This is a genomic window from Bdellovibrio sp. MYbb2, from assembly GCF_056175685.1.
The window spans coordinates 1,002,329-1,029,109 of record NZ_JBJKJI010000001.1 but is presented as its reverse complement, the minus strand read 5'-3'; the positions used below and the strand labels follow the sequence as shown (position 1 = coordinate 1,029,109).

The window sequence follows — 26,781 nt, the reverse complement described above, 5'->3', positions numbered from 1 at the left end:
AGTACCTCTTGTTTGAATTTATTTAGAGGCATCAGATGCAAGGCGAGAGGAGGAAGCCGTACCAGAGGTACGTCGACGACAATCAACGCCGCAGCTGATGTCTATAAATAAATTCTAGATGCGATCAGTTTTAGACCACAAATAGTGGTCTGCCAACACCAGCCATGTCATGGCCTCTAACACCGGGATCGCGCGGGTCACGATGCACGGGTCATGGCGGCCTTTTTTAGCCACATCCAGAATCGAGCTTGTGGGTTTGAAAGAAACCCGCAGCAGAATGCTTTCCCCGGTGGAAATTCCACCACGGATACCACCATAGGCGTCCTGCGGCCCCTGATGGAACTCGGTGCCTTTAACTTCGGCGGACTCAAAGCCCAACCCCAATTCAAAGCCGTTGGTGGCGCCCACACTTAAGAAAGCCATCGCCAGATCGGATTTCAGTTTATGAAACACCGGCTGACCCAAATGCGCCGGAGGATTCTGAATCAGAATCTCAGCCACGCCCCCGTGGCTTTCCCCGTTGTCCTGGGCTTCCTTTAAAAGGTCCGCCACTTCCTGGTCACGGCTGGACGGGAATCTTGCCTGGAATGAATCGATGTCTTTCTTACTGACTTCTTTACGTTCAGCATCGGTCAAAGTCATCGGGCCGATTTGCGAGGCATAGCCAATCACCTTGGTCGGCGCACTGACGTGTTTCATCATCATCTGCGCCACCGAACCCGCCATCACACGGGACACGGTTTCACGCCCGGAAGATCTACCACCGCCACGATGATCGCTGTGACCGAATTTATTCTTCCACATGTCGTCGGCATGACCTGCGCGCGGGGAATTTTTGATCGCAGAATAGTCCTGAGATCTTGCATCCTGATTGCGCACGATGATCGCCATTGGCGTACCCAGGGTTTTGCCGTCGAAAACGCCGCTAAGGACTTCCGGGGCATCTGTTTCCTGGCGGCCGGATACAACCTGACCTGAACCATGATGACCGGGACGACGACGTTCCAGTTCTTTTCTTAAAAGACCTTCGTCAAAGTTCACACCGGCTGGACAGCCGTCAATCACCACGCCCAAAGCGGTCCCATGACTTTCACCGAAAGTCGTGATCACAAAACGGGAACCGAACTGACTTGCACTCATGCGTTCTCCTCGGACTTACGCCAGAACATTCTTTGTCCTTGCGCCTGGGCTGTGAACATCACAAGCCCGGACTGATAGTTGGCGCCACAGCGCTGGGCATATTCACGGCCCATGGAATCTTCTTTGTAATTTAAATCAAACACCATCGCCGGGCTCCAGTGCGCTGGTGGCATCTGGGTTTCAGGTCCGCGCGGGGCCGCCCAGATCACAATCTTGGGCGAAAGGGTTTCGGCGTCTTCAGATCCCGTGCGGGGCTTTCCCGTGCGTGAAGAAACGAAGCTTGCATGCGGCACCGCTTTTTCAATCATTTCCAGCACGCCACCGCCGCCCCAAACGAAAATTTCTTTTTGCAAAGGTGCGATCATGCCGACCCCTTCGATCAGTTCCATAAAGCCCTGATCATCAGTGGACGTCCCCTGCCATGATTTGATCTTTTCATTCCAGAAAAGAGTGTTCACGGCTTTCAGGGATTCATGCTTGCAAACTTTGGCGGCATTTTCTTTGTGAGGTGACGTGACCGCCGCATAACGAAGACCCATGCCTTGCACCACCAGGAAGGCTTGATCCCATTCTTCACGGGAAATCGCCACGGCAAAAACCGGCAGGTTCATTTTGTGGAAGAAGTCAGAATGCTCTAGCGGAGTAAAACTATGACGAACAGGATCGCCCAGAACCGCCGCAAAACCATTCACCACCGTCGGAGTCATCATCCACGCCCACAGCGACGGCTGATCACCCGCGGTGCCGTCCCCTTCGCGCCAGAAATTAATCAGCTGATGGCCTTTTTGCAAACGTCGGTACCATTCCCAGCGCCCGTCCGGGGATCTGGGAAGGAAGCTTCGTTTGGACGCTTCGGCTTTTTGCCATTCGTGGCCTTTCTTCAGATCACTGAAGGTGTCAACCATCGGGGCATACTTTAAATGCGCGGCCTTCTTTTCAAACTGCTGCCACAGTTCTTTGAGGGATTCATCGTGCAAAGACAGAACCAATTTATCAGATGAAATCACACGCAGCAGATCTTCCGGCGATCCCAGTTCGACCGCCCAGTCGATCCAGGCCACGCGGTTTAAAACGGCGATCAAAGGTTCCTGCATCAGGGCTTCAGCATTTTCAGGGGCTTTGCGGAAAGAATAAAGCAGGCGCTCGCTGGCCATTTCCTGCACCACACGCTGAATCTGATCAAAAGTCAGCAAGTCATCGCGCAATTCAAATAAGCCCACACCACGGTTCAGGAAGCGGGCTTTAAAAAGTTCCCAGCGTTTTTCGGTGACAAACACCTCCGCCGGAATCGTCACTGCACCGCCGATGTCATGCAGATTGTGAGTCAGAAGAGCTTTTTCAACGGCCATGGCGTGATGGCGATTTTCAAAAAGACCTTCCGGCATCAGATAGACTTCATCGGCTCGTTCACGATAACGGGCTTCGCGCACAACGGCGCGCTTGTGGAATTCTTCAAGCGGAGACAATTCCGGGTTCAGGCGTGGGCGGTTCAAGAAGATTCTACCATCAAGATCGGTGTTACGACGAACCCACAGCACGCGCACGTTTTCTGGGATCACAGACAGATCAAAGCCCGCCCCCAGCACCAGGAACATCTGCGTGTGGGGCTTTTGCAAAGTCTCAAGGAAAAGCTGGCGCTCCAACTCGCGGAAATAGGCCTCGCCGTGCTCTAAGAAAAGTTCGGGGATGGTTTTTCCGATTTTTTCTTCGATGGATTCATCCAGGTCGATGATTTCCGCGGATTCGTCTCGCAGGTATATCTGCAGACGCTTCATCATTTCAGTTTTTCCGGTTCCGCGGTGGCCAACGACGACTGTAATCATGCCTTGATACCTATCATGTCCCAGAACTCTGGAAAACTCTTATTGATGGCCTCGGGGTTTTCAATGGTGATGTCATGGCCTTTTAGCTTCATCAAAGTGGCCGCCATCACCATGCGGTGATCCTGATCGGAATCAAAAGTGATGCCTTTTTTAAGGCTTTGCTGGGGGTTGCCGTGAATGATCATGCCATCCGGCAAGACTTCATGGGAAATGCCCAGGCGTTCAAACAAATCAGCAATCTTGGCAATACGATTGCTTTCTTTCGCCGCCAAGTGAGGCGCATTGTAAAGCTTGGAGCTGCCGTTGGCCCAACTGCAAAGCACCGCCAGCACCGGGAACAGATCCGGGGACTGATAAAGATCCCAATTCACCGCACGCAAGCCTGTGGAAGGCTTTACACACAAAGCACCTTCGAACATTTCTGTTTCGATGTTCATTTGTTTGAAGATCTCGACAAAGACTCCGTCAGGCTGGGAACTTTTCACCGGATAGTTCAAAAGTTTGGATCCGCCCACCAGGGCGCCAGCAGACGCCATGGTGAAGGCCGAACTTAGATCAGACTCGACACGGTATTCAAGCTTGCTGATGCGCTGGCCGGCAGGGATCAGGTACTTGTTACTCTGAACCTGCATGCGCATGCCCAATTCTTTCAGCATTTGCACGGTCAACTGGAAGTAAGATTCAGAAACCTTGTCGCCGACCAGTTCAAATTCCATATCAAAATCCAAAAGCCAGCAGTTCAGAATCAAGGCTGAAGCATACTGACTGGATTCAGAAGTGTTTACTTTCAAAGGAGTGCGCGAACGCTTCCAGCCTTCAGACACCACGAACATCTCGCGATTCTTGATTTGGGTTTGCACCCCCAACTGGGACAAAAGATCCAACAGTCCTTTTTGCGGTCTTTGCAACAGGCGAGGAGTGGCCTGCAACGTATGAACCCCGCGCATGCGGGACGCCCGAAGCGCCATAAAGCGGAACGTGGTGCCGCCTTCGCCGCAATCAATACGACTGCGTTCGCGGATTTCTTTAAGACCCTCGCGCATGTGAACGACGTCGTCACATTCTGAATGCCCCTGCAGATCCAGCACCGGGAAATAGCTTTTTACGATCAAAGCGCGATTGAAAATGGATTTGGAACCAGGAATCTCGCCCTGAAAACGGAAATCAGCCATTGAGTTCATCTTCCTTCTGGCGGCAGACTTCCACCAGGATGTCATCCACGCTGACTTCACGCACGACACAGTGGCCGGGTTTTTTTAAGAAAACGAAACGCAGAACTTCGGACGAAGTCTTTTTCTTGTCACTTAAAAGCTGCTTTCTGAATTCACGCAAAACCGATTCTTTGGTTTGCAGCAATTCATCACGCACTGGCGACAGCAGATAACCCATCACCGGGGACAGCATCAGTTTTTCGTATTCAGCCGGTGTGATGATTTTTTTATGCAGGCTGAAACGCAAAGCAAACTCCAGCCCGTAATTGATCGCCACTCCGTGCGGCAGTTCGTACTGGGTTTCCAGCACGTGACCCAAAGTGTGCCCCAGATTCAGGATATGGCGATGACCGGATTTTTCCTCCGGGTCTTTGGCGACAACCTTGTATTTGGCATCAATGGAACTGGAAAGATATTTCCACAGTATCGCCGCGTTGACTTCATATTCTTTGGACAAATCCCGCCACAGCGGTCCCCCGGCAATCAAAGCGATCTTTAACAGTTCGCCAAAGCCTTCAAAGGCCCGGACATCCGGCTGAGCCATCAACAGCGAACGGGATAGGACAATTTTGTCGGCAGGATAAAATGTACCGATCTGGTTTTTGGCAGAGCCCACATTCAAAGCCGTCTTTCCACCGTGAGCAGAATCAATCGCGGAAAGCCAGGTGCTAGGCATGTGCACCAAACGCACGCCACGCTTCAGGATGCTGGCAACAAAGCCACCAAAATCCCCGACGCTGCCGCCACCGGCCACCACCACCGTCAAACGACGGCTGGAAGCGCCTTCACACAGCTTCACAATCTTGGTGATATGTTCTGGAAAGTTTTGAACGGATTTAAGGGCTTCCCCGGCCTTCACCGAATAACGCAGCGGAAACTGCGCCATCCATTTTTTGAAGGCTTTGGATTTACGAGGCAGGATCTCGTCGTAGATCAACAACAGCTCTTCCCCCAGGTCAGCGGGACGAGGCAGTTCCGTAGTGAAGAGCAGTGCGCTTTTTTTCATTATTTTTCTTCTGACAGGTGGGCTTTGGCTTTGCCGTAGGAATCAGAGATTGCATCCCACGCTTTGCTCATGCCGTTTTTCATTTCGCCCCAGGCTTTGCCTGAGCTTTTTTTCATCTTCGCCAGATCTTTCTTCATTTCTTCCTGCTTTTTTTCCAAAGCTTTGATCTGGTCGTTGTACTCGGCTTTTGCTTCGCCGGATTTCTTGGAGGCAGCTTCTTTCATCTCGGCGATCTCTTTTTTCATTTTCGCCAGATTTTCTTCCATGTCTTTTTGGAACTGCTCTTTTTGTTCTTTGGTGTAATCAGCCGCAGCGGTCGCTGCTTCAGCGGTTTTGGTTTTCACTTCGTCAGCGGAAGTGGCAAAGGACTGGGATACCAGGGACAACACTACAAAAGCAGCAGCAATAGGACGCATAAAAGGTCTCCTTACGACGGAGACCAGTTTACAACGGGGCCTTATTTTACTTCAACAATATTGAGCTGATGCTGCTCGGCCTTGACGCTGACAGGCTTCTGATGTTTCAGACTTTCTTCCAGCTTTTTGCGGTAGGTCTCAAAGTTGATGACATCACGATCCAGATAATAGGTTCCGGCAGTTTTCACAAAGACCACCAGCAGCCCGTTGCCATCGGCACGGATGCTTTTTACGGTGTCTGCGGTGATGGTGGAGTGTTCACTTGCGACCAGACGGATCGACGGACCTGCCTGCGCAAGATTCAAGCCTGTAAAAACGGGTGCCACGAAAGCCACCACAACAAGCCATCTCATAAATCCTCCCTGTGAATAATTGAGACCTTCTTATATCTTAGCCAAGGTCCCCAGCGAAGACTAGAGCTTTTACCCTTGCAGGCTTGATATAAAACACCGGGATGGATCTATTTTGGACGCCTCCCGAAGGAGTTAAACCAGGTTCCAGTTGATTTCGCCAATACCCTTGGATTTCAGATAGGCATTGGTTTTGGAGAAAGGCTTGGTCCCAAAGAACCCGCGGTGAGCGGACAACGGCGACGGATGCACGGCCTCAAGCACCAGATGTTTTTTGCGATCCACGAAGGACGCTTTTTTCTGCGCGTAAGAACCCCACAGGATGAACACCAGATTTTCTTTTTCCTCGTTCAGCACGTGGATGATCTTGTCGGTGAACTCTTCCCAGCCTTTACCCTGATGGGCAGCAGCTTTGCCGTCCTCGACTGTCAGCACAGCATTCAGCAACAGAACACCTTCCTGGGCCCACTTAGTCAGTGAACCGCTTTGCGGAATGGTCGCACCCACGTCGTCGTGAAGCTCTTTAAAGATGTTTCTAAGCGACGGCGGAAAACGAACGCCGTCTTGTACAGAAAAACAAAGTCCATGCGCCTGGCCGGGGCCGTGATAAGGATCCTGCCCGACGATCACCACTTTCACTTTGTCAAAAGGAGTCAGATTCATCGCAGCGAAATAGTCATCACCACACGGATAAATTGTCTTACCCGCTTTGTATTCAGCAGATAAAAATTTATTCAGCTTCTGCATGCGCTCGGTTTCAAATTCGAGGTGAAGATGCTGCTTCCAAGATGAGTTTAGTTTGATTTCTGAGTTAATATTTTCCATCTCAATCTGACACAAGTCCTTGGTCCAGCTTCGGGATTCTAATGCAAACCTATTCGATTTCAAATTATTTTTTCGGTGCCAGTTTTCTTGACCAGACAAAATTCGACCCCATTGTTACACTATAACTACGAGGAAAAGGAGGCCGCCTATGACGACCCTTCTCAACCCCACCATTGAGCTTATTGAGCAAAATCCTGAGGTTAAGTCCTTTATCTACCAGCAGATCGCAGAGTTTGAACACTTTGTGACTCCACAGACTGTGGTTGCGGTAGTCGCCCGGGATCCCCGAAAACTTGCGCTCCAGTATGAAACAGACGGGCGCGAATTCACCCGCGAGGGCCTGAAGAAACTGTATCGTATTGCCATCGTCTTAAACGAGGGCGGCGCGAAGGCAGAGGCCGAAGGCGTCCACGAGGACATCTTTGAAGCCATTAGGCTTGCCAAAGACAACCTTATGCAAAAGTTAGTTGCGATTCAGGATTCTGTCGTCAGTCAGCAGGACCGAATCATCGAAATCAATCATTACTTGCAACATCCGGTTCTTCATTAAGATAATGGGGCTTCAGCAAGGAGGCCCCACAAACACATCAGAAAAATTTTCCCATCATAATCAGGGAAAGATTCTGTACCAGTGTTTTTGTATCCATGAAATAGTTCGGATAACTCATTTCTAGTTTTTTCAAATCTCCCGTATTTACCAAAACCACATTGATCAATGTGTCTTCAAAGTATTTTCTTTCAAGATCCAAATACGCCTGGACGGCGGCATCAAACTGACTCGCGCCATAAGTTTCGAGCGAGATTGTGTTCTCCCGCGAATTAAGCAGAATTAAACTATAGTGACCTTTTCTACCCTTCGAAGAACTCTTTGAAATCGTTTTATAAGCAGCAGTGTATACGCTGAGGTTTTCGATCACGTGCAGCTCACGGATTTCCTTTTGAACTTTCTCTATCAGTTCAAGCTTTGACATTTCCTTATGAGCTTTTAGAATCGGCTTACTTTCCTTGATCGCAAACACTGAACTCAGTAAAGCGAAAAACTCCAACCACCTGCGATTGCCTTGTCCCGACTTGAACGAACTGTTCTGAAGAGTTCCAAACACCTCGACACCCGTCGCCCAGATATGCTGCAACTGGGATCTGAATTGCAATTCCAAAAAAAGACTCGGGGTCTTAGACAATTTGTAAACCAAGTGAATGCTTCGGTAACCATCCGGCTTTGGGTTTTCAATATAGTCATCAAGAGAAAACAGCGCATGCTTAGACTTGGATCTCTTGTACAAACCGAGCAACTCATACACTTCTTCGGTAGATTCCAAAATCGCTCTTAAGCCGCCAATATCCTGCATGGCGGATAATCTCATTGTTTTGTGATTGGAAAGCTTAAGCAGGATGGAAGGCGTTCTTTTCAACCGTTGTGCAGCAATCGCTCGATCGCTGATTTTCTGAATTCGCTGTCGCAGTACCGCCGCAAAAGAATCCAAGGGAATCGCATGATAGGCGCGCCAACTTGATAGCACTTCCAAAGCACTTGCAATTTCCTCATCCGAGCCGGATTTGCTCTTTAGTAGTTCGCCCGCTCGATCAATTTTTGCTTTGCTATACTCGAGTTCAACAGATCCCACAAAATTCCATTTTTTAAGAGTTTAAATCTGTAAGTTGTTGATTTTACTATAACTCGACTTTAGCTCAAACTCTAGAGCAATCTCTATAAATTAGCTATTTTTAAGAATTTAAACGTGTAAGTTGTTGATTTTGCTTATCTTTGAATTTTCATCTCTACTCCTCGTCAACCAGCACTGCCCTGCCCGCAAAATCAATCAATCCTTGCAACATGCAATTCCCAATTAAGATAATGGGGCTTCTGCAAGGAGGCCCTGATGTTCAATCCCAATATGCCTTACCGCAGCGTTGGCCGTTGCGGTCTTAAAATCGGCACCTATTCTCTGGGTGGATGGACCACCTTTGGTGGCACCATCAAAGACTTCACTTCCGTTCGCAGCATTCTGCGCCTGGCTTACGAAGCCGGAATCAATTTCTTCGACATCGCCGACATTTATGCCAAAGGCGAATCCGAACGCATCATGGGCGGAGCTTTAAAAGATTTCCCGCGCCACGAGCTGGTGATTTCCTCGAAAGTCTTCTGGCCGATGAGTGAAGACATCAACGACAAGGGACTTTCCCGCAAACACATTCTGGAATCCGTGAACAAGTCATTGCAACGAATCGGCACGGACTATCTGGATATTTATTTCTGCCACCGCTATGACCCGGAAACCCCGGTGGAAGAAACCGTGCGCATCATGGATGACCTCATTCATCACGGAAAGATTCTGTACTGGGGGACCAGCGAATGGACCGCCGAGCAAATTCAGGAAGCCATGGATGTCTGCGACAAGGGCGGATACTACAAACCGCAAGTCGAACAACCCCAGTACAATCTGTTAGTGCGCGACAAGTTTGAAACCAACGTGCAACCCAAAGCCCAACAACACGGCATGGGCCTGGTCACCTGGTCTCCGTTAGCATCTGGCATGCTGACCGGAAAATACGACAAAGGCGTCAGCGAAGGCCGCCTGTCGCGTATCGACTGGCTGAAGGACACCTTCTATACCGAAAAGAACAGTCAGCGCGTGTGGGAACTTAAAGGCATCGCCGACAAACTGGAATGCAGCCGCACGCAGTTGGCACTGGCTTGGACCGCCGCCCAACCGGGCGTCAGCAGCGTGATCTTAGGTGCGACCAGCATCGAACAGTTGCAGGAAAACCTTGGGGCCTTAAAAGTCGAAATCACACCCGAGATCGACAAAGACATTAAAAAGATTTTCGCTTACTAATGAGACACACCCAAAGGCTGCCGGAAATATTCCCGCAGCCTTTTTCCTTCACTGCTATTTGACTGTACCCGCCCTGATAGATCATCGAAAATGAAAAATCTAAATGCCCCCTCGAGGAGTCTTGATTGAAAGAAACAGTTCTCATCGCCCTGCTGACGTTAGCTCTAACCTCTTGTTCAAATGTACCAACACGCGAAGAGCGCTTAGAGGCTACGGAAAAAGCAACAAATCGCACTCTTGATCGAAATCAGGCCCTTTTCCAAGAATGCATTCAAGATGCAGTAAAGAGATCGCCGGGCCTGGATGGAGGGGCAACGCTTGTTTGGATTCAAAATGAAGATGGTTTTGTTAAAAATCCGCGTGTTCGCGATATGAACTTCAAGGACCCTGCATTTGAGGACTGCATTATCTCCAAAATCAAGGCGATGAAGTTCCCGCCCTCCGCGGAAGACTCCCGAACCAAGGTCAGCCTAGAACTAATCGTTAAATAAGCATGGAAAGACTTTAGACATAGTGGGAACCACGGCATCTTGCAACAGCAAAAAATGGGGCCAATGGCCCCATTCTAAAGCTATCTTTAGCCGTTACTAAGCATTACGGTACAATTAAAAAGACCATACTTCCTTGGACGCCATCATAGCCATCCGCACTGGATGCGAGATGATCCAGATAATGGTATGTGTACGGATACAGGTCTGTGCCCGGTGGGATTTCAACAGATACATACTGTACTTGATTCCAATCAGAGGGACTAAATGTTAGTACAACCGGCAACCCGTTCTGTCCGTTGACTCGCAAAATCGTCGTGTCGATTGTGACTTGGACAACACCGATAGGCTCGGCACTCAAAGAAACACCATACTGAGTTGGTGTTCCATCCAATGACAAATCCGCCTGTGAGGTATCGAAAAGAATGCTACCATAATCATCATTCATGACGTGAACATACACATCAGGAACACGTACGCCTTCATAGTCTCCACCAGATGCTGTATGAGTAATCTTAATAGCCTCAGTTCCGTCTACTATCGAATTATCAGCGGTAGTAAATAAAATTTGCTGAGGTGTGCTCCAATTACTAGGAGTAAATGTCAGAGACATCTGCGCGGATCGTCCATTTTTCGTCGAGAAGGTCACACGCGAACTTGGTGAGCTCGCAACAATTGTTACGTTCGCAGTCGGCTCTGTCGTAAGGGCTACAGAGTAAGATCCACTTGAATTTTCATAGGCGTAAATATTGGATTGATCAATATAAACCGGCGAAATTTCAACGACTTCAATAGTCAAATTCGCGGTTGCAACAAAAATTTTCATATCAGCATAAACGGCATAGAAGGCCGAGATAATAGCCGTTAGATCATCAACCTCCCGTTGGTAATATGCAATCAGTGCTGTGTTTGTTTCTGCATCACGTAGCTGTTCGTTCTTTGCTTTCATTAATGCGGCTTTATCAATTGCATCCAGGAGCGAATTAGCGTCTCGCTTATTTCGGATAAATAAGGACGCTGAAATCGCGTGGGAGCCAACTGTTAGCATTGAACCATCAATACTTGATTGATAATTAAGATCAGAATTCTTAACAAGGACCATAGGACTAGCCCCCAGTGTTGCCTCTACTTCTGATACAAATTCATAGGTCTCCGTCATTTCAGACGGATTAACTTGAAATGTTACAGTTCCACTTTCCCCGACAACAAATACATCATCAACTTTATCCGTTGAAATCTGCAACGGCGAAGACAGTCTATGCCCTTTCTTTACTTGGGTCGGGTAAACATAGAGCTCCTTCGTCTCCAACAAAGTTCGCCCCTGCTGCAGTTGAGTCTGCAAGCCCAATATTAATGCTTCGTTTTCGGAAATTGCCTGAAGCAACAGTGCTTTCTTCTCGGGATCAGTCTCCAAGCTATGCTTTTGACTTAAAAGGATATTTTCCTTTTGAAGAAGAGCAATACTGGAGTTTAAATTTAAAGCCGATGCACGATTCTGAAGGTAGGCCTTTACTTCCCAGTGATATGGGCTTGTATCGGGCAGAACTGGCGTAACCACAGCAAATTCAGTGTCAGAAAATTTTGTTAACTTAATGGCATCCGTATTCCAAGTCGCCTCCAAGTGAACTTCAGTCGCTGGATCGCTTGGGCTTGTTCTTACCGAGGCAAGAAGAACCGCTCTCTCCCCGACCACGTATTGTGTTTTGCCACTTTTAAGTTCAATAAACTGCGGATCTGCGAATGCCGCGGTTGCAAGGAATGTCATGATCGCAAAAATTGTTTTTTTCATCTTCAACTCTCCTAAGGGATAATCCCGTTCCCTTTCAGCGGATATAGAATTGGTGTTTGATATCCTCTTAATTTAAATGCAAGCGACCCTTCACAAAGCCCGTCAATATATGGCTTAAAATATGTCCGTATATCTATGGAACTGGAGCTAATCTTGTCATTATTGCCGACAGAGAATGGGAAGCCTGGCCAGAATTCTCCGTCTGCCTCAAAGCATCCCTGCAAATCTGCGTCGACATCTTCGACTTCAGTCAGCCACTGCCCGGTAGATAGAGAGTAGAAGTCCTGCATAATGTTGATAACAAGGGGCGCAGAGGTTGCTCCTTCCTCAACGTCACCAAAATCCAATAACTTTGAAGGATTGTATAGGCTTGGCAGTTTCTGAGTTTCAACCACTGTAGAAACAGAATTATTCGCCAGAGAACTGAAATTCCACGTCAACATAGCTGAGGATGAATTTCGTACCCCAAAATTCCCATTCTGCTTCACTTTAAGATAAACATCTGCACTGCCCTCAGCCGGCACAACCACGCCGCTACCCATGTCCATCTCGAAGACACCACTAGTACCATCGATATACGTAAAGTCTGGTGGCGTAGATACATAGATTTCAAGCGATGATCTATTTCTAAGTTCAAATTTTGTAAGGCTATCCTCGTCATAGACCCCATTTACGGGAACCACTCCAGAGTTTGCGATCATCTCCACGTTAGTTTCACCCATCCATTGATGTTCGTTGTAAACGGTATGCATAGTGAGCGTGGGCTCTGAACCGGAATATAAGCTGAGGTCAATTTTTGTAGCAAAGGCCTGCGGAGTCTTCATAACGACGGGAATACTTGAGTAAAGTCCGTCTTGCTTCCAATAACTAATAAACTGAAAGCTTAAACAACTGTTCCTAAGAATAGTCCCACGATTGGAACCGATTAAAAGGACAATGTCTTTTAGGTAAACCTGATAGTCGCCATCTTGCTCAAGGTTATTACATATTTTGAACATCCCGACATACGGCTTGTCCTTAGTAAAAGTACCAACGATTGAACTAGGAACAACGCTGATTCCTGCTTTTGGACCGATGGTAACTGTAGTCCAAGATGGTTTACTTTGCGTAGTACCACTGTAGACAACCAGAGATACTACGTATGTTCCCTCAGTTATTGCCATGAAGGTAGGAGTAGCTGTTCCGTAGCCATTCGTAATTTGCCCCTCGGCAGGGTCTGCATTAACGGGACGAGATTGTACACTCCAATCGTAGAACAAGGTCTCTCCGGGGGCCCCGTAAGACATGGAGCCATCCAACATCACCCCAACCTCAGAGGTGGTTGTCTTGGGATACCCGGCAAATGCGACGGGCCCAGAGCTACCAACAGAAGAAATGTCCCCTGCGTAATAAGCATTGTGCAATATCGTATTCACTGATTGACCGGCAACTTGCTTATTTAGAATAATGTCATAGATACCTTTGGACAGACCCGGCATAGTGAATGTGATCTCTCCATCCCCCACAACCATTTGGGACTCTTCGATGACAGTCTCCCCAATCTGCAAAGATGTCGTACCTAGCAGATTTGCACCACTCAGCACTACCTCAGTTCCGCCAGAAACAGAACCCGCATCAGGCACACACCCCGTCAGATTCGGATATGTCGTATTAGGCGCATCTTGCTTCAATACAAGAAGCGTATCTGTTTTCTGGGTGATTGGACGTTTGGAGGCTTCGATCATATTTTCTAAATCAACTTTTTGCGCCAATTTAGATTCCAATACGGCTTGCAACTGACCTTTTTTTACTGGATCGGTCTCTCTTTGATGCTCGGCAGTCAACTTAGCAATTTCCGCCTGAAGCGCCAAAAGAGACTCTTGGAGCGTCTTATTGGCTTCGATGTCTTCGAGATAGCCGCTAACCTCGACAGCCAACTTACCTTCTTGATGAACAGTAATTGGAAGTGAAGTCCACAATGTCCCGGCTCGGCGAGAAAGCTTCAGTTTCTGACCGCCAACTACTGCAGTCACACCCGATTTGATTCTTTTATTAGACTCAAAATCTGTTGATAGCTCGATGAGAACTGTGACCTTGTCTCCTTGCTTCGGCTGCGCGGGAGAATATCGAATCTTCGCAATGGTAAAATTGTCTTGAGTATTGAACTTTGAGATCGCATAAGACACTTTTTCAGTCGACTGCGAATAAATTCTTTTTGTTGGCGCCTTTGCATAGCTCGAACCACTATAAAGTAGCAAAGACGTCGCAATGAGTCCCTTCAGCATCACTTCCTCCATAAAACAATTACTGATTGCCTACGATTCGTCATGAAACAGAATTGCGTCAAATGATTTTATGTTTATCAAGAAAACTTGTTTACATGACGCAGGACCATCTACTAGTTCCATTAAAGAGTCTTGAGCCAGCAAACAAAAGTAACTACTGTTTACCTTTGAAAAACAGATTCGTATTTATGAGGACGTCTTATGATGAAATGGATTTCAATTATTTTTGTGACTTCACTTCTTTACTGCAATCACGCTCTTGCAAAAGAACTATTCATCCGGGAAGTGGAAACGACCACTAGTAAAGGATTGGTTCTTTCCCCGAAAAGTAACATCTATTTTGGATCCATGTTTATCAATCAGGAAATTGAAGTAACAATGATCTGGGAAGTCATTGGGGTTGGAACGGCTCAATTTACAAACTTCCAGATTACGGGCTCTGATAGATTCACTATTAAAAGCAATTCCTGTGATGGGGATGTCCCAGGAGGCTCTACATGCGGATATGTTCTTCTATTCTCATCTTTATCCCCTCTCGATGATGGCCTTTTTAATGCGACCTTTTCATTCAAATTTCATGGGGTTGATAACAGCGGTCCAGTCACTAAGGACCATATATACCAACTAAGTGGAAAAATTAAGAACTACCAAGAACCACCCAACAACCCCAAATGCAACGAAGGCTCGATCATTAAAGTTTCCAGTCAGTCTGTGAGTGAGTTAGTCCCCGTCGTGGGCGCACCGTTTTCTATGTACTACTCCTCTGACCACGCCCCACAGTTCGTAGTCCCGTACACCAACGTCAATCACCTGTCTTCCTTTAATCCACACGGATGGACCGTCTCGCTAGTACATCACTACAGCGTATCACAGCAAAAACTCTTCACCGGAACCGGTCAAATAAAACACGTCACTGCATATACAGACTCAGCTGGAAACTACAACGTTGTTGAGGGAGATGAAGTCTATGTTTTCAATACATCGGGACGACATATTCGCACACGCAGCTCATTAACCGGATACACCAAGTACACGTTCAACTATAGCTCGGGTTATCTTTCAGAAATCGTAGATTCATTTGGCAACACCAGCACCTTCACACGATCCAATGGAGTATTAAGCGAAATTCAGGCACCCTACGGTCAAGTAACCAACATAACGGTGAATCTTGACAATCTTATTTCTTCAATTACCAATCCGAACAACGAGACGTATTCCATAACTTACCATAGCAATACGGACCTCATTTCTACCTTTACAACACCAAGCGGCAGACGAACAGAATTCACATTCAATGCATCTGGAAAGTTAACCTTAGACAAAGGCGCTGCAGGAAACTCACAATCCTTTTCCGCGGTCCCAAGTGATTATGTGGAGTACATTGTAAAGAAAAGTGCATTGAACCGAGCTACAGAGTTCAGCTCTGAGAGACTAGCAGCCGGTAAGCACAAACAAACAGAATTAACACCTTACGGCTACCACACGACGACAGTCGAAAATACCGACAACTCTACAGATACAATCACGCCCCATTATCGAGAACACACAAAAACAAAGTACGATGAGCGATTTGGAGCCGCGCAAAAACGAACATATCTGCAGATATTCACCACAAATGAAAAGGAGAATCGCACAGAAATCAATCGTACGATTTCCCCATGGCCTCTTACAGAGCCGTTCGGTTACAATACTATTACGACCTCTACCAATAAAGATGGCGCGATTTACACTGAAGTCTTCAACAAGCAGAACCTGGAGTACACCACCACATCACCAAATGGAGCAACCTATAAAACCAAAATAAATCAATATGAGTTACCTATTCAGACTCAACTAGGAAGCGACACCCCAGTTACCATGGTATATGACAACCAAGGAAGACTTACTAACACGTATCAAGGTAGCGCGAACTCAACCAGCTATACTTACAGTTTAAGCGGATACCTCGAGTCGATCACTAATGCACGCAACGAAACTACTACATTTTCTTACGACAGTACAGGCCGTATTACATCAGAAACCACTCCGGACAACAGAACCACTTTGTATTCATACGATGCTGACGGAAACCAAACTGGCATCACCCCCCCAGGCAGACCAATTCATCTTTTCAGCTTCAATGAATTTGGCCTAATGGAATCGTACGTTCCGCCCGCCCCCCTAGGTGGCGGCTACAAGAATACTCAATATCAATATAACCTAGACAAGCAGCTTACCGCGATCATTCGACCGGATGGCCAAAGGTTGGAATATATTTATGGGGATACGGACGGACTTCTAAAAGAGATAGTAACCCCGTCAGGCAAGCAGTCGTATACGTACGAACCAAACTCGGACAGAATCAAAAGCGCCTTGTCTATCTATGGAGTACAAACTTCATTTGCTTATGGCGGAGTCAATACTACTAGCGAGACCCAATTTAGTCCTTTCATCGGTACAACAAAAATCCTCTTTGACTACAACAAGAAGAACCAAAGAAACGCCCGAATAATTGAAGGAAATAAATTTAAAACTAATCGAATCAACACATCCTATCGTCTCGACGGTAAGATTGCACAGGTTGGAGATCTCACGATTACCTACGATCAATCATCTGGTCGCCCTATTGGGACTAGTCTGCACAATATTAAGGAAACACTTTCTTATGATACCTATGGAAATATTCACACGTACGAAGCAAGGCTAGAAATTCCAAACCTGCCAGTAAAAACTCTATATTCATACGCCCTAGAAAGGGACCTAGCATTCAGAATCGTCGGAAAAAGTGAAACTATACAAGGTGTAACAACCCAATACAGCTATACCTATGACAGTGCAGGCAGATTGATCGAAGTCAAAAAGAACGGCCGCGTCACCAGCACCTATATCTATGACAGCAATGGGAACCGTACATCAGGATCCCATAGTGGCACCCCCTTCACCGCGACATTTGACGATCAAGATCGAATGATCTCATACAATGGCCAGCTCTTTAAATACACAGCCAATGGAGAACTTTCTTCCGCCGAATCCGCCATTGGGAAAATTTCCCAATTCGTTCACGATTCCTTTGGGCAATTGAAGGCAGTGCACACATCTATTGGATCTAACCTTAAATATTCTCTTGATTTCTACGGAAGAAGAATTGCATCACATAAAGATGGTAAGCTAGTCTATGAACGTATATATGAAGGCCGACATAGAATTGCTGTCGACTATACTCACCACAGCCAAACAGCGAAAGAATTTGTCTACCTAAATTCCCCAAATTCTCCAGAATACTTAATCATAGATGGTAAAATATATAAGTTCCTCAAGGATCACCTTGGCTCACCTCGACTGATCGTGGAGGCAATTCTTGGAACAATTGCGCAACGCCTTGATTATACGGAGTTAGGAAAAATCACTTTCGACTCAAATCAAGACTTCCAACCTATTGGTTTTGCCGGGGGACTAGTCGATCACGACACTAAGCTTGTTAGGTTTGGCGCAAGAGATTATGATCCAGAGGTTGGTCGGTGGACGAGCAAGGACCCGATTCTATTTAAAGGCGGTGACACGAATTTGTTTGGGTATGTGGAAAACGATCCCGTGAACTTCGCTGATGCGAGCGGCACTGGGCCAATCTTATCGGGCTTATGTCATTTGGGGTTGCCTATTGTCGCGGACTCAATAGGCAAGCAGGTTGCGTTGAAAATCACTGAGGATATACAATCCTTAGAGAAAGAACTCAGCTCCATTGATCAGCTTTGCCCCAAAGACGGAGGCGCTAGGAAGCTTGATCTCGAATCCACCCTCTCAAAACTGCGTATGGCACAAGCGGCGCTTCCTGCAATTATGACAGGGGCGGTGAATTATGGCGGAAAAAGTATTTGTGACCTTTTGAAATTCGCACCAGGAATATAAGGATTTTTAGGATGAAAAATATTGTTCCATCAGGGCCAAAGAAGGATTTACCGCAAGGTCGCGCTGATATTATCGGAAGTATGTGTGGGGTCCTTGGTGGAGCATCACTTATTTACTTTTGCCTATTATCTTATTTCTTCGGTTCCCCTCAAGTAGAGCAACTTATTATTTGCCAATCTGAATCTGGCAACTGCCGAAAGATATCTATGATATGTTTAGCTCTAAGTTTTGTGATTGGGATTGTCTGTATAATTATTTCCATAAGACTTAAAAAAAATTCTGAGCGAGAACACCGAGATGATTTCATAATAAGATAGTCACGGCTTGTTCGGAGCCCCTGAAGAACTATTTGAATTCAACGGAACATGAAAACGTCCGACTGAAGGTCGCCACAGTGCTCTTATCGCTGGATTGCTTATTTGTATTCTTCAAGAAAAATAGAACTATTCAGACTGTCCTACCACCCCATCGCGGGAATCTTACGGTACCCCGACGGAATCTCCGAACTCTCAGTCTTGATAATGATCTCATCCCCTTCGGTCTCGAATTCATCCGGGCCGAGGGTCAGGCTTAGGCGGAAGTCGCCTTTGTATTCCAGATTCAGTGGCAGGAAGCCTTTTGGTTTGTCGTCGATTTCCAGCTGCCCTTCAGACACATAACCTACAGGCGGCACGCGGTTCAGGCGCGGGTTTCTGACGATGATCTTCGTGGTGACACTGTTGTTGGCTCTTTCCAGAACATCGGTGGTTTCATCCACCACACTCAGAATGCACTCCAGATCCAGCACCAGGCTGTTGTTGTCGTGCTCAGCCTTCAGCAACTGGGACTTTTCAATCTCCATCATCAAATACTTAACCAAGAAACCCCTCCAGAAACATTCGCAGTATTCCATAACGCCTTGGCAGCGACAAGAATCACGGGAAAGTTTTTCACCTTGGATCCCTGCCCCTGTCGCCCACCTCTGTTTTTTGCTATGTTCCTGCACAGGAGTACCCATGAACCACCTGCTTGTACTTGCGATGCTTTTGTTCCCTGCCCTGTCCTGGGCCCATAACTGCCAAGAGTTTCTGACATCTGACTGGCCCGCTGACGAAGGTTATGCCTGCGAAGTCACGAAATCAGATCTTTCCAAACTGCAAATGCACAAGGTGGAAGTCTGTATTGGTTCGGTGCCTTACCGTGATGGCCAGCGCTACGCCAAGGCCGAACTGAAATACATCCCGCTTTCCCAGTACGAGAACATTTATAATAAATCCGAAGGTCTTCACACAAAGTTCCTGAACTCCACCTACATCCACGCGTGGGCCGGTGAAGAAATGCAGGAATCCGCAAAGTATCTGCAAATGAACGCCCTGGAAAAAGGGTCTTCCCTGCTGCACACCCTGGATGTCTTGAATCAATTGCAGTTGGATAAACAATCCCTGCAAGCCCGCCTTGTCATTCAATCCCGCGAACCGGCTTTGCTTTTCCAGAACGACTGGAACAAATCCTGGGACCTGCGCCTGAAATGCCAGAGAGTTTTCTGAAAAAATCTTAAAAAACAGGGCTGAAAAACGCCCTGTTTCCGATAATTTGTCGAATATGACACCTCCGCGCCGCGCAAATTTGTTTGTATACGGTTGGTTTTCATTAAGTTGTTGCAACCACAGATTCTTTGGAAATAACTTCACTGTGTTTCCCCGTATATGTTGCGAATAGGGCGCAGCGTTTCTACCAGGCACCTCAAATGCCTGACTATGGAGGTTCTTTGTGAAGTTGACCGCAGTTTCTCTTCTGGTGCTGGTGTCCACTCTTTGTGGCCAAATCGTTTTTGCAGCTCCTTCTTCCGGCGATGTTCCTTATTATGGCGAAAAATTCCACCACGATCTGGCGACTGGAATTTCCAACGACGATCTGAAAAAGAACATTCAGTTTGTCCTTCGCAGTTTCCACCTTCGTGTGAACGGCAGCTACGACCAAATCGTTAACGGCTGCAACGGCGACAACTGCTATCAGCACGTTTCCTTGGGTTACGACGGTGCCCGTACCTTCCTTCTGGGTTCTTTCTATTTGGTTGATGAAGGTCACGGCGAATATGCAGTGAAAGACGTTTACTGTGATTCCATCCGCGGCGCTGCTGACTTCCGCGGCGGCAATGCTCCGGCTCCGGGCAGAATTCCGGATGGCAACATCGTGAACACTGAACACACATGGCCACAATCCAAATTCTCTGGCCGCCACAACAAGAGCATGCAGAAAGCTGACATGCACCACTTGTACCCTACTGACAATGAAATGAACTCTATCCGCGGCAACAACCCATTCGGTGAAGTTGTTCAGGACAGAAAGCCTTTGAAGTGCAGAGTATCCCGCTTCGGTCGCGCTTCCCAGGGTGGAGCTGACGTGTTCATGCCACCGGCAAATCACCGCGGCAATGTGGCTCGCGCTTTGTTCTATTTCTCTGTAAGATATGACATGCCAATTGATTCCCGTCAGGAAGCAACTTTGCGTAAATGGTCCAAAGAAGATCCGATCGACGACGAAGAAATCAGCCGCAACGACGAGATCCACAAAATGCAGGGTAACAGAAACCCGTTCATTGATTTCGCGGGTCTTGAAGATTCTATCAGTGATTTCTAGAAAGCCCTGGAACTAGTGTTCCAAGGCGACAGGTAAAAAGCTAGTTGGAGAGGAGGCTGTGGAAGTCTCCTCTTTTTTTTGCTCGGCAGACGTTTCGTATTTCACCAACGTCCCGATGATATCCTGAAGCTGTTCAAACGGCGTCAGGTTCGGCGGCAGATTGTCCTTTAGTTCCATCGTCAGCACCGGGGTTTGACGCTCCACCCACATGTAACGACCCAAGGACCCCGGATAGTTCCCCAGGGATTTCCAAGGCAGGTAATCAAACTTTGGCGGTGCCTTCACTTTCGGTCCGTCGTAATCCAAAACTTTTAGCGGCGTGTGGACTGACACAATAAAGTCCGGCTGGAAGTCACCCAGGTGCTTCATCGCGCACTTGGTTTCAGGCTCACTGCCACCTTCTTTACCCGGGAAACGACGCGGATTAGATCCGGTAGAGCGTCTCCACGCGGTCAAAGCCCCTGCATCCCAATCTTTTGTTGGGAAGTTGCGGTTGATATCAATCTTGTTCGCGTTATAGCGGGTTTTGTATTTCACACCATCCGGGTTCAACACCGGAATCACACGCCAGGAATTGCGCGGGTCAATGCCCTCCAGTCGCTCCATCCAGTAACGGCCCACGGTGCCTGCCGGCGTTTCATCCCCGTGAATCATACTGAACACCAGAACTTTTTTCGCCCCTGGTGTGGAAGAGATCTTTTCATAGTGAAAAATCGGCTTCCCCTCAGCACTCACGCACTGAGTGTCGATTTGCACCTTGGCACAAGCCTGATGCAAAAGCTTGTCATCCCAAGCGCCAGGAAATTTTTTGAGCTCATTGATACAGTCTTGCTGAAGATCAGGGAAATTCGCCTTCGCCCCAACAACTGTCATAAGGATCGCGGAAAAAATTAATGCTTTCATAGTCCTCTTAACCACTCAGCAATCATTATCGCTGTGTCTGGCAATTCTCTCAAGATGAGAAAGTGGCTTTTTTTGAATCAAGCTGAGAATCCTTACAAATTGACTAAAGTCTTGCAGGCTTTCGTCCGTAAAAGAAAGGGTGTGACCATTAGGACTCAGTGTGGAGGCAAGTATGTTGAATAGAGGTAGTTTTAGTTTCGTAGCGATGCTGGTAATCAATCCCGTCGTGATACTGTTTTATCAAAACTGCTCGATGGCGCCAGTAAGCCACGCCAAAAACTCCACACCGATCCCTGTGATCACCCGCCAAGTGGCTTCCGAGTCACAGCCGGTGATTGCCGATATCAAACCGGTCTGTAAGGACGAAAAGAAAGAATGCCCACGTAACGAGTAACATTCGTTACGTGCATATCTGAATTCTTTATATACCTTTTACCTATGATGTCCTGCTTGTTACAACTAGCTCTCGAAGCATAGTTAGAAACAAGGAGGCTTCTATGAAACAAATCACTATCGCACTTGCCGCAATCATGGCTTTGGCAGCATCTCCTGCCCAGGCCTTTTTGTCGTCTCAAGACGAGACCACGCTGCTGGCAACCCTGAATCAGGAAAACCTGACCCAGGGAGTTCACTACAACGATATCCGCTGCTCGGTGCGCAATAAAAAGTGCCTGGTCAAAATGGAAATCAAATCTGAAAAGGCCGGCTGCCTGATCGAACATATGAACGACGTCAGCGATCTTTATACCGAATCCACAACTCGCGACAACCAAGTCCGCATGGTCCTGTCCCCTTACGCTGAACAAGCGCTGGCATCTTGCGTGGCAGGTCTGCTGTAAAGCTGGACTTGCCCGTCTTTGGAAGGTCTCCTAGCCTAAACAGCGCTAGGAGGATCCATGCTTAAGTACGTTATCTCAAGTTTGTTTGTTTCCATTCTTACTCTGTCCCAGGCGTCTGCTGCCGACAAAATCAAAATGTATTTCAATAAAGAAGAACTGACCAAGGTGATCGAAATTTATTCGAAGGCCACGGGTCAGAAATTTATTATTGATCCAGGCGTGCGCGGAACTATTTCAATCTTTAATCAAGAGCCGCTTGAACCGGCTGAAGCTTTCAATCAGCTTTCCATCGCCCATGCCACCCATGGCTTTGCTATCAGCAAGCAGAGCGACGTAATGGTGGTAAAAGCCGCACGCAATGTGCAGCGTGATTTGATCGAAGTCAGTTCTGAAGTTCCATCCGTATCCCCGCAGCGCATGTACACTTGGGTAGCGACGCTGAAGCACGTTTCTGTTTTGGATCTGAATCGTGATCTGCGCATCCTGCCTTCCCGGGATGGCGAGATGAATGTGAATGCGGCGGCCAACCAGATCATCTTCACGGATTGGGCGACAAACCTGAACCGCATCGCTGAAATCCTGAAAGCCGTTGATAAACCCGTGGACCCGGCGACCAAAAAGCTGGTGGATGCTTCCCGCCGCCATCATGGCCCTTCAAACGGCCCAGCGCACAAAGGCCCGACACCAAAGCATGACGAGGCCGGCAAAGCCCCTGAGAAGCAATAGAACCCGCTTCCAGCACGAAAACCGACGAAGGACTGGCCCAAGGGCTGGTCCTTTCTTTTTTTGAAAATAGGCTATTGACTTACATATAATTTACACTGTAAGTTCGTATGTAAGTTATGACGATGAAAACGCCCCTCCCACCACTGACACCTAAAGAAAAATCCGTACTCGAGTTTATCGAGGCGCACATCTTAAGTTCAGGAGTTTCGCCGTCATATCAAGAAATTAAGGATCACTTCGGTCTGGCTTCGTTCAACTCGGTTCAGAATTATCTGAAGCAGCTGACGAACAAGGGATATATCTCAAATCCCCAGAACTTGAAGCGAGCCATTCAGGTGCTCCACTCCGCTTCGGCGGTTCAGGATCAGCTGCAATCAAAAACGGTCTCGACGAAGACAGGGTCTCCTCGCACTCAGCTCCTCCAGGCTCGTGACGAGATCCTGTCACTTCCCCTTCTTGGGAAAGTGGCGGCCGGCCAACCTATTGAAGCCATCAAACACGACGAGTTCGTGGATGTCCCCCCTTCCATGGTCAGAAATCCTTCCAAATCCTTTGCACTGAAGGTGCAGGGCGATTCCATGATTGAAGACGGGATCTTTGATGAAGACATCATTTTGATTCAAAAACAAAGTTCCGCCAACAACGGCGACATCATTGTGGCAACTGTAGATAATGAAGCCACCGTGAAACGCTTTTATCTGCGCCCCCGCCCGGAAACTGGGGACGCAGATAAGATGGTGGAACTACGTCCATCCAATTCGACAATGAAATCCATGTGGTACACCCCTGATGAGGTGGAAATCCGCGGGATCGTTGTCGGCCTGATCCGTAAGTTCTAAACCCTTATATATCCCCTTGGCACTGCCATTGCTTTTACGTCTCCGCGAGTCGTCCATATCGGATACCGCAGCGGGGACGGAAAAAACCCGCTGTTTTTCTAAAATTTAGTTCCAGATTCTGAAAGCTGGGACGGGAAACAAAGGGGATTTAAATGAAAACTACAAAAATTTTGAGCGCTGCTGTTCTTATGACAATGCTGACTGCTTGTGCCGGCGGTGGTGGCAGTGATTCCAAGGCGGATGCCAAAGCCCAAGCCGTGGATGCTGACGGCAACTGTACTCAAGAATTCGTGTCTAAATATAATACCGTAGTACTTGAATTCAGCCATTTGCAGATGTTGCTTGGTGGCTACCCGAACGAACAAAGAATTCTGGAACAAATGAAAGCCACAAATGCCGCATGTAAAAAGGTTTTCCCGGCCTATGCGGGCGTGACTTGTAAAGCCGAAGTTCAGAACGAAATCCAGCAAATCAGCTCTGACACTTACAAAGAAGGCTGCCAGATGCTGAAAGAAGGCATGGCCAAACACGGTCTTTAATTTTCAAAAACAAAAAGCGCCCCGTTACTTCAACGAGGGCGCTTTTTTTATTTTCATCACATCGCTTTCCGACTAAGGCATGTCGAACAGAATAAACTCTGCCCCTTTGCCCCAGGAAAGCTTCAGTGTTTCCACGTCGGTGATCGCCGCACCGTCACCTGCTGTCAGAGATTTTGAATCCACTTGCACATCACCTTTAATCACCTGCACCCACAGATGTCTGTGCGGATAGGTCTTGTGATTTTTTTCACCCGCATCCTGGGCTTTTGCCACATACATGTCCACATCCTGATTCATGGTGATGGAACCGCCACGTCCTTTGTGCGAAGCCACCAGAATCAAATCACTGCAACCGAAGCTGTCAGCAAAGTTTTTCTGCGCGTAACCTGGCTCTACCCCGACTTTGTCCGGTTTGATCCAGATTTGCAGGAAGTGAGTTTCCTTGCCCGGGATGTTGTTATATTCAGAGTGACGAATCCCCGTTCCCGCGCTCATGCGTTGCACTTCGCCTGGTTTGATCACGGCCACATTACCCATGGAATCCTTGTGTGCCAGCTCGCCGTCGATCACATAAGAAATGATTTCCATATCACGGTGAGGATGGGTGTCGAAACCCGTGCCGCCTTCAATGCGATCTTCGTTAATCACACGCAAAGGACCAAAACCCATGAAGTTTTCATCATAGTATTCGGCAAAAGAGAAAGTGTGTTTGGAGTTCAGCCATCCGTGTTGTGCCAGACCGCGTTCGTTGGATTTTCTTACCTGAATCATATGTTGCTCCCTTTTTTTAAAAGTCATGCTTGTCTTTCGTAATAGACTTTACGGCTTTCAGACGATAAATAAAAATTGAAATATTTTATCATCTTGATAGCTTTTATTTATCACTGAGGACCCATGAACTTAGACCAATTGGAATTCGTCAAAGCCGTCATCGAATGTGGCAGCTTCCGGGCCGCCGCCGACAAGGTCGGCCGCTCCCAGCCCGCCCTGAGCGTCGCTATTAAGAACCTGGAAGACGAGCTAAGCCTGACCATCTTTGACCGCTCCGAATACAAAGTGAAGCTGACCCCGGAAGGCCAGGCGTTTTATGCCGTGGCCAAAGCCACCCTGGAATCCGCACAGTACACAGCCCGCGTGGGTATCGAACTGGGACGCCACAAAGCCGATACCGAACTGCATATTTCAGCGGACCCACTGATATCCACCGAAGTGCTGGAACTGATCGCTCTGGAATGCGCGCGCCCCGTGCTGCCGGTGAATCTGGTCATCACCAAGTCGATCCTTCAGGGCGGCTATCAGCGCCTTTTGGATGGCGAGATTGACCTGGCCATCGCCCCCGCCCCCAGAAACAGCGAGGACCTTGAAAGCATCTTTCTGGAAGACGTCGTGCTGGTCAGCGCCGTTTCGCGCCGCCTGCTGCAGGAAAAGCGCACACCGACAAAAGAATTTCTGACAAAGCACCCCCAGATTCTGGTCTATAGCAATCAATCCAACGAAAAACCCGATGCCACCATTCGCAAAACCAGCAAAGAACCCGGACATAAAATTTATGTCCCCGATCACCACACCAAAGTGAAAATGATCGAAGGCGGCGTCGGCTGGGGCCGCATCGCCAAAAGCGAATGCACCAAAGAAAAAAATCTGGTGTTGATTGATAAATCCATCGCTTCTGAAACCCATCTTGAGCTATGTTTGGTCCGGCCCAAAAACCGCCCCATCGGCGTTACGGCCCGTTCAGTATGGAATGCCTTTCAGAAACGGTCCACTCAGCGGAGATAGCTATGCAACAGCACACGTCCATCAACTATTCAGACAAAACCAAATTCTATAAAGAACTGCTTTCGGAAGCAGAAGGGATGGCTGAAAAAGAATGGTTCGTGAATCTGGCAAACTTCGCAGCCCTGCTGAAACAACACCTGCCCCAGATCAACTGGGTGGGGTTTTACCTGCTTCATAACAACGAATTGCTGTTAAGCTCTTTCCAGGGACTGCCAGCCTGCACGCGCATTGCAATCGGCAAAGGCGTGTGCGGAACGGCCGCAAAAACGCAGCAGACCCAGCTGATTGCGGATGTGGATCAGTTCCCGGGTCACATCGTCTGTGATGCTGCCTCCAAGTCCGAAATCGTCGTGCCGATGATTCATAACGGAAAGCTGCTGGGGGTTTTGGATGTCGATGCTCCGGTCTTAAGCCGGTTCGACAGCGAAGATCAAAAGGGTCTTGAAGCCATGGTGCAGATTCTTCTTTCGAAAACGACATGGCCGGACAGCTTCGCCTAAAAG

General features: G+C 47.8%; 26 protein-coding genes and 1 riboswitch. Of the genes, 13 read left to right on the top strand and 13 right to left on the bottom strand.

The features are described from left to right. Nucleotides 1-114: 114 nt before the first annotated feature. From aroC to ung, 7 genes are all read right to left on the bottom strand, one after another. The gene (aroC, locus tag AC04MQ_RS05135) at nt 115-1,140 is read right to left on the bottom strand and encodes a chorismate synthase (protein WP_015092484.1); all 1,026 of its coding nucleotides are present in this window, start codon (nt 1,138-1,140) and stop codon (nt 115-117) included. Continuing rightward, nucleotides 1,137-2,963 carry a shikimate kinase gene (locus tag AC04MQ_RS05130; RefSeq protein WP_015092485.1) on the bottom strand — a complete coding sequence of 609 codons (1,827 nt, stop codon included), beginning with the start codon at nt 2,961-2,963 and terminating at the stop codon, nt 1,137-1,139. Before AC04MQ_RS05130 ends, aroC begins: the two co-directional genes overlap by 4 nt. Then, nucleotides 2,960-4,135: a 3-phosphoshikimate 1-carboxyvinyltransferase gene (locus AC04MQ_RS05125; RefSeq protein ID WP_015092486.1), complete on the bottom strand. Its 1,176-nt coding sequence runs from the start codon at nt 4,133-4,135 to the stop codon at nt 2,960-2,962. Before AC04MQ_RS05125 ends, AC04MQ_RS05130 begins: the two co-directional genes overlap by 4 nt. After that, on the bottom strand, nt 4,128-5,180 hold the full coding sequence (locus tag AC04MQ_RS05120) for a 3-dehydroquinate synthase family protein (RefSeq protein WP_015092487.1): 1,053 nt from the start codon (nt 5,178-5,180) through the stop codon (nt 4,128-4,130). The genes AC04MQ_RS05125 and AC04MQ_RS05120 overlap by 8 nt, the downstream gene beginning before the upstream one ends. After that, entirely contained in the window at nt 5,180-5,596 is a 417-nt protein-coding gene (locus AC04MQ_RS05115; RefSeq protein ID WP_041578016.1) for a sll1863 family stress response protein, read from the bottom strand. Before AC04MQ_RS05115 ends, AC04MQ_RS05120 begins: the two co-directional genes overlap by 1 nt. A gap of 41 nt (nt 5,597-5,637) precedes the next feature. Next, nucleotides 5,638-5,949 (bottom strand): hypothetical protein, encoded by a 312-nt coding sequence (locus AC04MQ_RS05110; RefSeq protein WP_041578017.1) that lies wholly within the window; start codon nt 5,947-5,949, stop codon nt 5,638-5,640. Nucleotides 5,950-6,081: 132 nt separating this feature from the next. After that, a complete protein-coding gene (gene ung / locus AC04MQ_RS05105) occupies nt 6,082-6,771 on the bottom strand; it encodes a uracil-DNA glycosylase (protein ID WP_015092490.1) in 690 nt (229 codons plus the stop codon). 148 nt (nt 6,772-6,919) lie between these two features. Between ung and AC04MQ_RS05100 the strand changes: the two genes are divergently transcribed. Further along, a complete protein-coding gene (locus AC04MQ_RS05100; RefSeq protein WP_011165831.1) occupies nt 6,920-7,321 on the top strand; it encodes a hypothetical protein in 402 nt (133 codons plus the stop codon). Between the two features lie 37 nt (nt 7,322-7,358). On the opposite strand, the gene AC04MQ_RS05095 is transcribed toward AC04MQ_RS05100, so the two are convergent. After that, nucleotides 7,359-8,396: a RelA/SpoT domain-containing protein gene (locus tag AC04MQ_RS05095; RefSeq protein WP_015092491.1), complete on the bottom strand. Its 1,038-nt coding sequence runs from the start codon at nt 8,394-8,396 to the stop codon at nt 7,359-7,361. A gap of 255 nt (nt 8,397-8,651) precedes the next feature. On the opposite strand from AC04MQ_RS05095, the gene AC04MQ_RS05090 reads away from it, so the two are divergent. Next, nucleotides 8,652-9,608, top strand: a complete 957-nt coding sequence (locus AC04MQ_RS05090) for an aldo/keto reductase family protein (protein ID WP_015092492.1) — start codon at nt 8,652-8,654, stop codon at nt 9,606-9,608. Between the two features lie 125 nt (nt 9,609-9,733). Beyond that, nucleotides 9,734-10,099, top strand: coding sequence for an AgmX/PglI C-terminal domain-containing protein (locus AC04MQ_RS05085; protein WP_041578020.1), 366 nt, complete (start codon nt 9,734-9,736; stop codon nt 10,097-10,099). Nucleotides 10,100-10,202: 103 nt separating this feature from the next. Here the strand turns inward: AC04MQ_RS05085 and AC04MQ_RS05080 are convergent, their stop codons facing one another. Both AC04MQ_RS05080 and AC04MQ_RS05075 read right to left on the bottom strand, forming a co-directional pair. Beyond that, on the bottom strand, nt 10,203-11,885 hold the full coding sequence (locus AC04MQ_RS05080; RefSeq protein ID WP_015092494.1) for a hypothetical protein: 1,683 nt from the start codon (nt 11,883-11,885) through the stop codon (nt 10,203-10,205). Between the two features lie 11 nt (nt 11,886-11,896). After that, complete coding sequence (locus AC04MQ_RS05075; protein ID WP_041578022.1) at nt 11,897-14,149, bottom strand: IPT/TIG domain-containing protein; 2,253 nt, start codon at nt 14,147-14,149, stop codon at nt 11,897-11,899. A gap of 201 nt (nt 14,150-14,350) precedes the next feature. Between AC04MQ_RS05075 and AC04MQ_RS05070 the strand changes: the two genes are divergently transcribed. Further along, nucleotides 14,351-18,034, top strand: a complete 3,684-nt coding sequence (locus tag AC04MQ_RS05070) for an RHS repeat domain-containing protein (RefSeq protein ID WP_015092496.1) — start codon at nt 14,351-14,353, stop codon at nt 18,032-18,034. Nucleotides 18,035-18,491: 457 nt separating this feature from the next. Here the strand turns inward: AC04MQ_RS05070 and AC04MQ_RS05065 are convergent, their stop codons facing one another. Then, entirely contained in the window at nt 18,492-18,893 is a 402-nt protein-coding gene (locus tag AC04MQ_RS05065) for a hypothetical protein (protein ID WP_235046181.1), read from the bottom strand. Between the two features lie 136 nt (nt 18,894-19,029). On the opposite strand from AC04MQ_RS05065, the gene AC04MQ_RS05060 reads away from it, so the two are divergent. Next, nucleotides 19,030-19,560 (top strand): hypothetical protein, encoded by a 531-nt coding sequence (locus tag AC04MQ_RS05060; protein WP_475391352.1) that lies wholly within the window; start codon nt 19,030-19,032, stop codon nt 19,558-19,560. 133 nt (nt 19,561-19,693) lie between these two features. After that, nucleotides 19,694-19,791: riboswitch (purine riboswitch) on the top strand. Continuing rightward, nucleotides 19,784-20,653, top strand: coding sequence for an endonuclease I family protein (locus tag AC04MQ_RS05055; protein WP_015092499.1), 870 nt, complete (start codon nt 19,784-19,786; stop codon nt 20,651-20,653). Its footprint overlaps the riboswitch before it by 8 nt. Nucleotides 20,654-20,665: 12 nt before the next feature. Here AC04MQ_RS05055 and AC04MQ_RS05050 read toward each other — a convergent pair whose 3' ends face one another. Next, nucleotides 20,666-21,556, bottom strand: coding sequence for a M14 family zinc carboxypeptidase (locus AC04MQ_RS05050; protein ID WP_015092500.1), 891 nt, complete (start codon nt 21,554-21,556; stop codon nt 20,666-20,668). A gap of 172 nt (nt 21,557-21,728) precedes the next feature. Between AC04MQ_RS05050 and AC04MQ_RS05045 the strand changes: the two genes are divergently transcribed. The 5 genes from AC04MQ_RS05045 to AC04MQ_RS05025 all read left to right on the top strand — a co-directional run bounded on the left by AC04MQ_RS05045 (nt 21,729) and on the right by AC04MQ_RS05025 (nt 24,499). Continuing rightward, on the top strand, nt 21,729-21,950 hold the full coding sequence (locus tag AC04MQ_RS05045; RefSeq protein ID WP_148278880.1) for a hypothetical protein: 222 nt from the start codon (nt 21,729-21,731) through the stop codon (nt 21,948-21,950). 103 nt (nt 21,951-22,053) lie between these two features. Beyond that, complete coding sequence (locus AC04MQ_RS05040; RefSeq protein WP_015092502.1) at nt 22,054-22,395, top strand: hypothetical protein; 342 nt, start codon at nt 22,054-22,056, stop codon at nt 22,393-22,395. Between the two features lie 57 nt (nt 22,396-22,452). Continuing rightward, entirely contained in the window at nt 22,453-23,121 is a 669-nt protein-coding gene (locus AC04MQ_RS05035) for a hypothetical protein (RefSeq protein ID WP_475391349.1), read from the top strand. A gap of 122 nt (nt 23,122-23,243) precedes the next feature. Further along, nucleotides 23,244-23,960, top strand: a complete 717-nt coding sequence (lexA, locus tag AC04MQ_RS05030) for a transcriptional repressor LexA (RefSeq protein WP_475391347.1) — start codon at nt 23,244-23,246, stop codon at nt 23,958-23,960. 152 nt (nt 23,961-24,112) lie between these two features. After that, nucleotides 24,113-24,499: a hypothetical protein gene (locus AC04MQ_RS05025; protein WP_041578024.1), complete on the top strand. Its 387-nt coding sequence runs from the start codon at nt 24,113-24,115 to the stop codon at nt 24,497-24,499. Between the two features lie 72 nt (nt 24,500-24,571). Here AC04MQ_RS05025 and AC04MQ_RS05020 read toward each other — a convergent pair whose 3' ends face one another. Beyond that, nucleotides 24,572-25,270: a pirin family protein gene (locus AC04MQ_RS05020; protein ID WP_015092506.1), complete on the bottom strand. Its 699-nt coding sequence runs from the start codon at nt 25,268-25,270 to the stop codon at nt 24,572-24,574. 123 nt (nt 25,271-25,393) lie between these two features. Here AC04MQ_RS05020 and AC04MQ_RS05015 point away from each other — a divergent pair, with 123 nt between their 5' ends. Both AC04MQ_RS05015 and AC04MQ_RS05010 read left to right on the top strand, forming a co-directional pair. Then, entirely contained in the window at nt 25,394-26,278 is an 885-nt protein-coding gene (locus AC04MQ_RS05015; RefSeq protein WP_041578026.1) for a LysR family transcriptional regulator, read from the top strand. Nucleotides 26,279-26,280: 2 nt separating this feature from the next. After that, nucleotides 26,281-26,778 carry a GAF domain-containing protein gene (locus AC04MQ_RS05010; protein WP_015092508.1) on the top strand — a complete coding sequence of 166 codons (498 nt, stop codon included), beginning with the start codon at nt 26,281-26,283 and terminating at the stop codon, nt 26,776-26,778. The last annotated feature ends 3 nt before the right edge of the window (nt 26,779-26,781 follow it).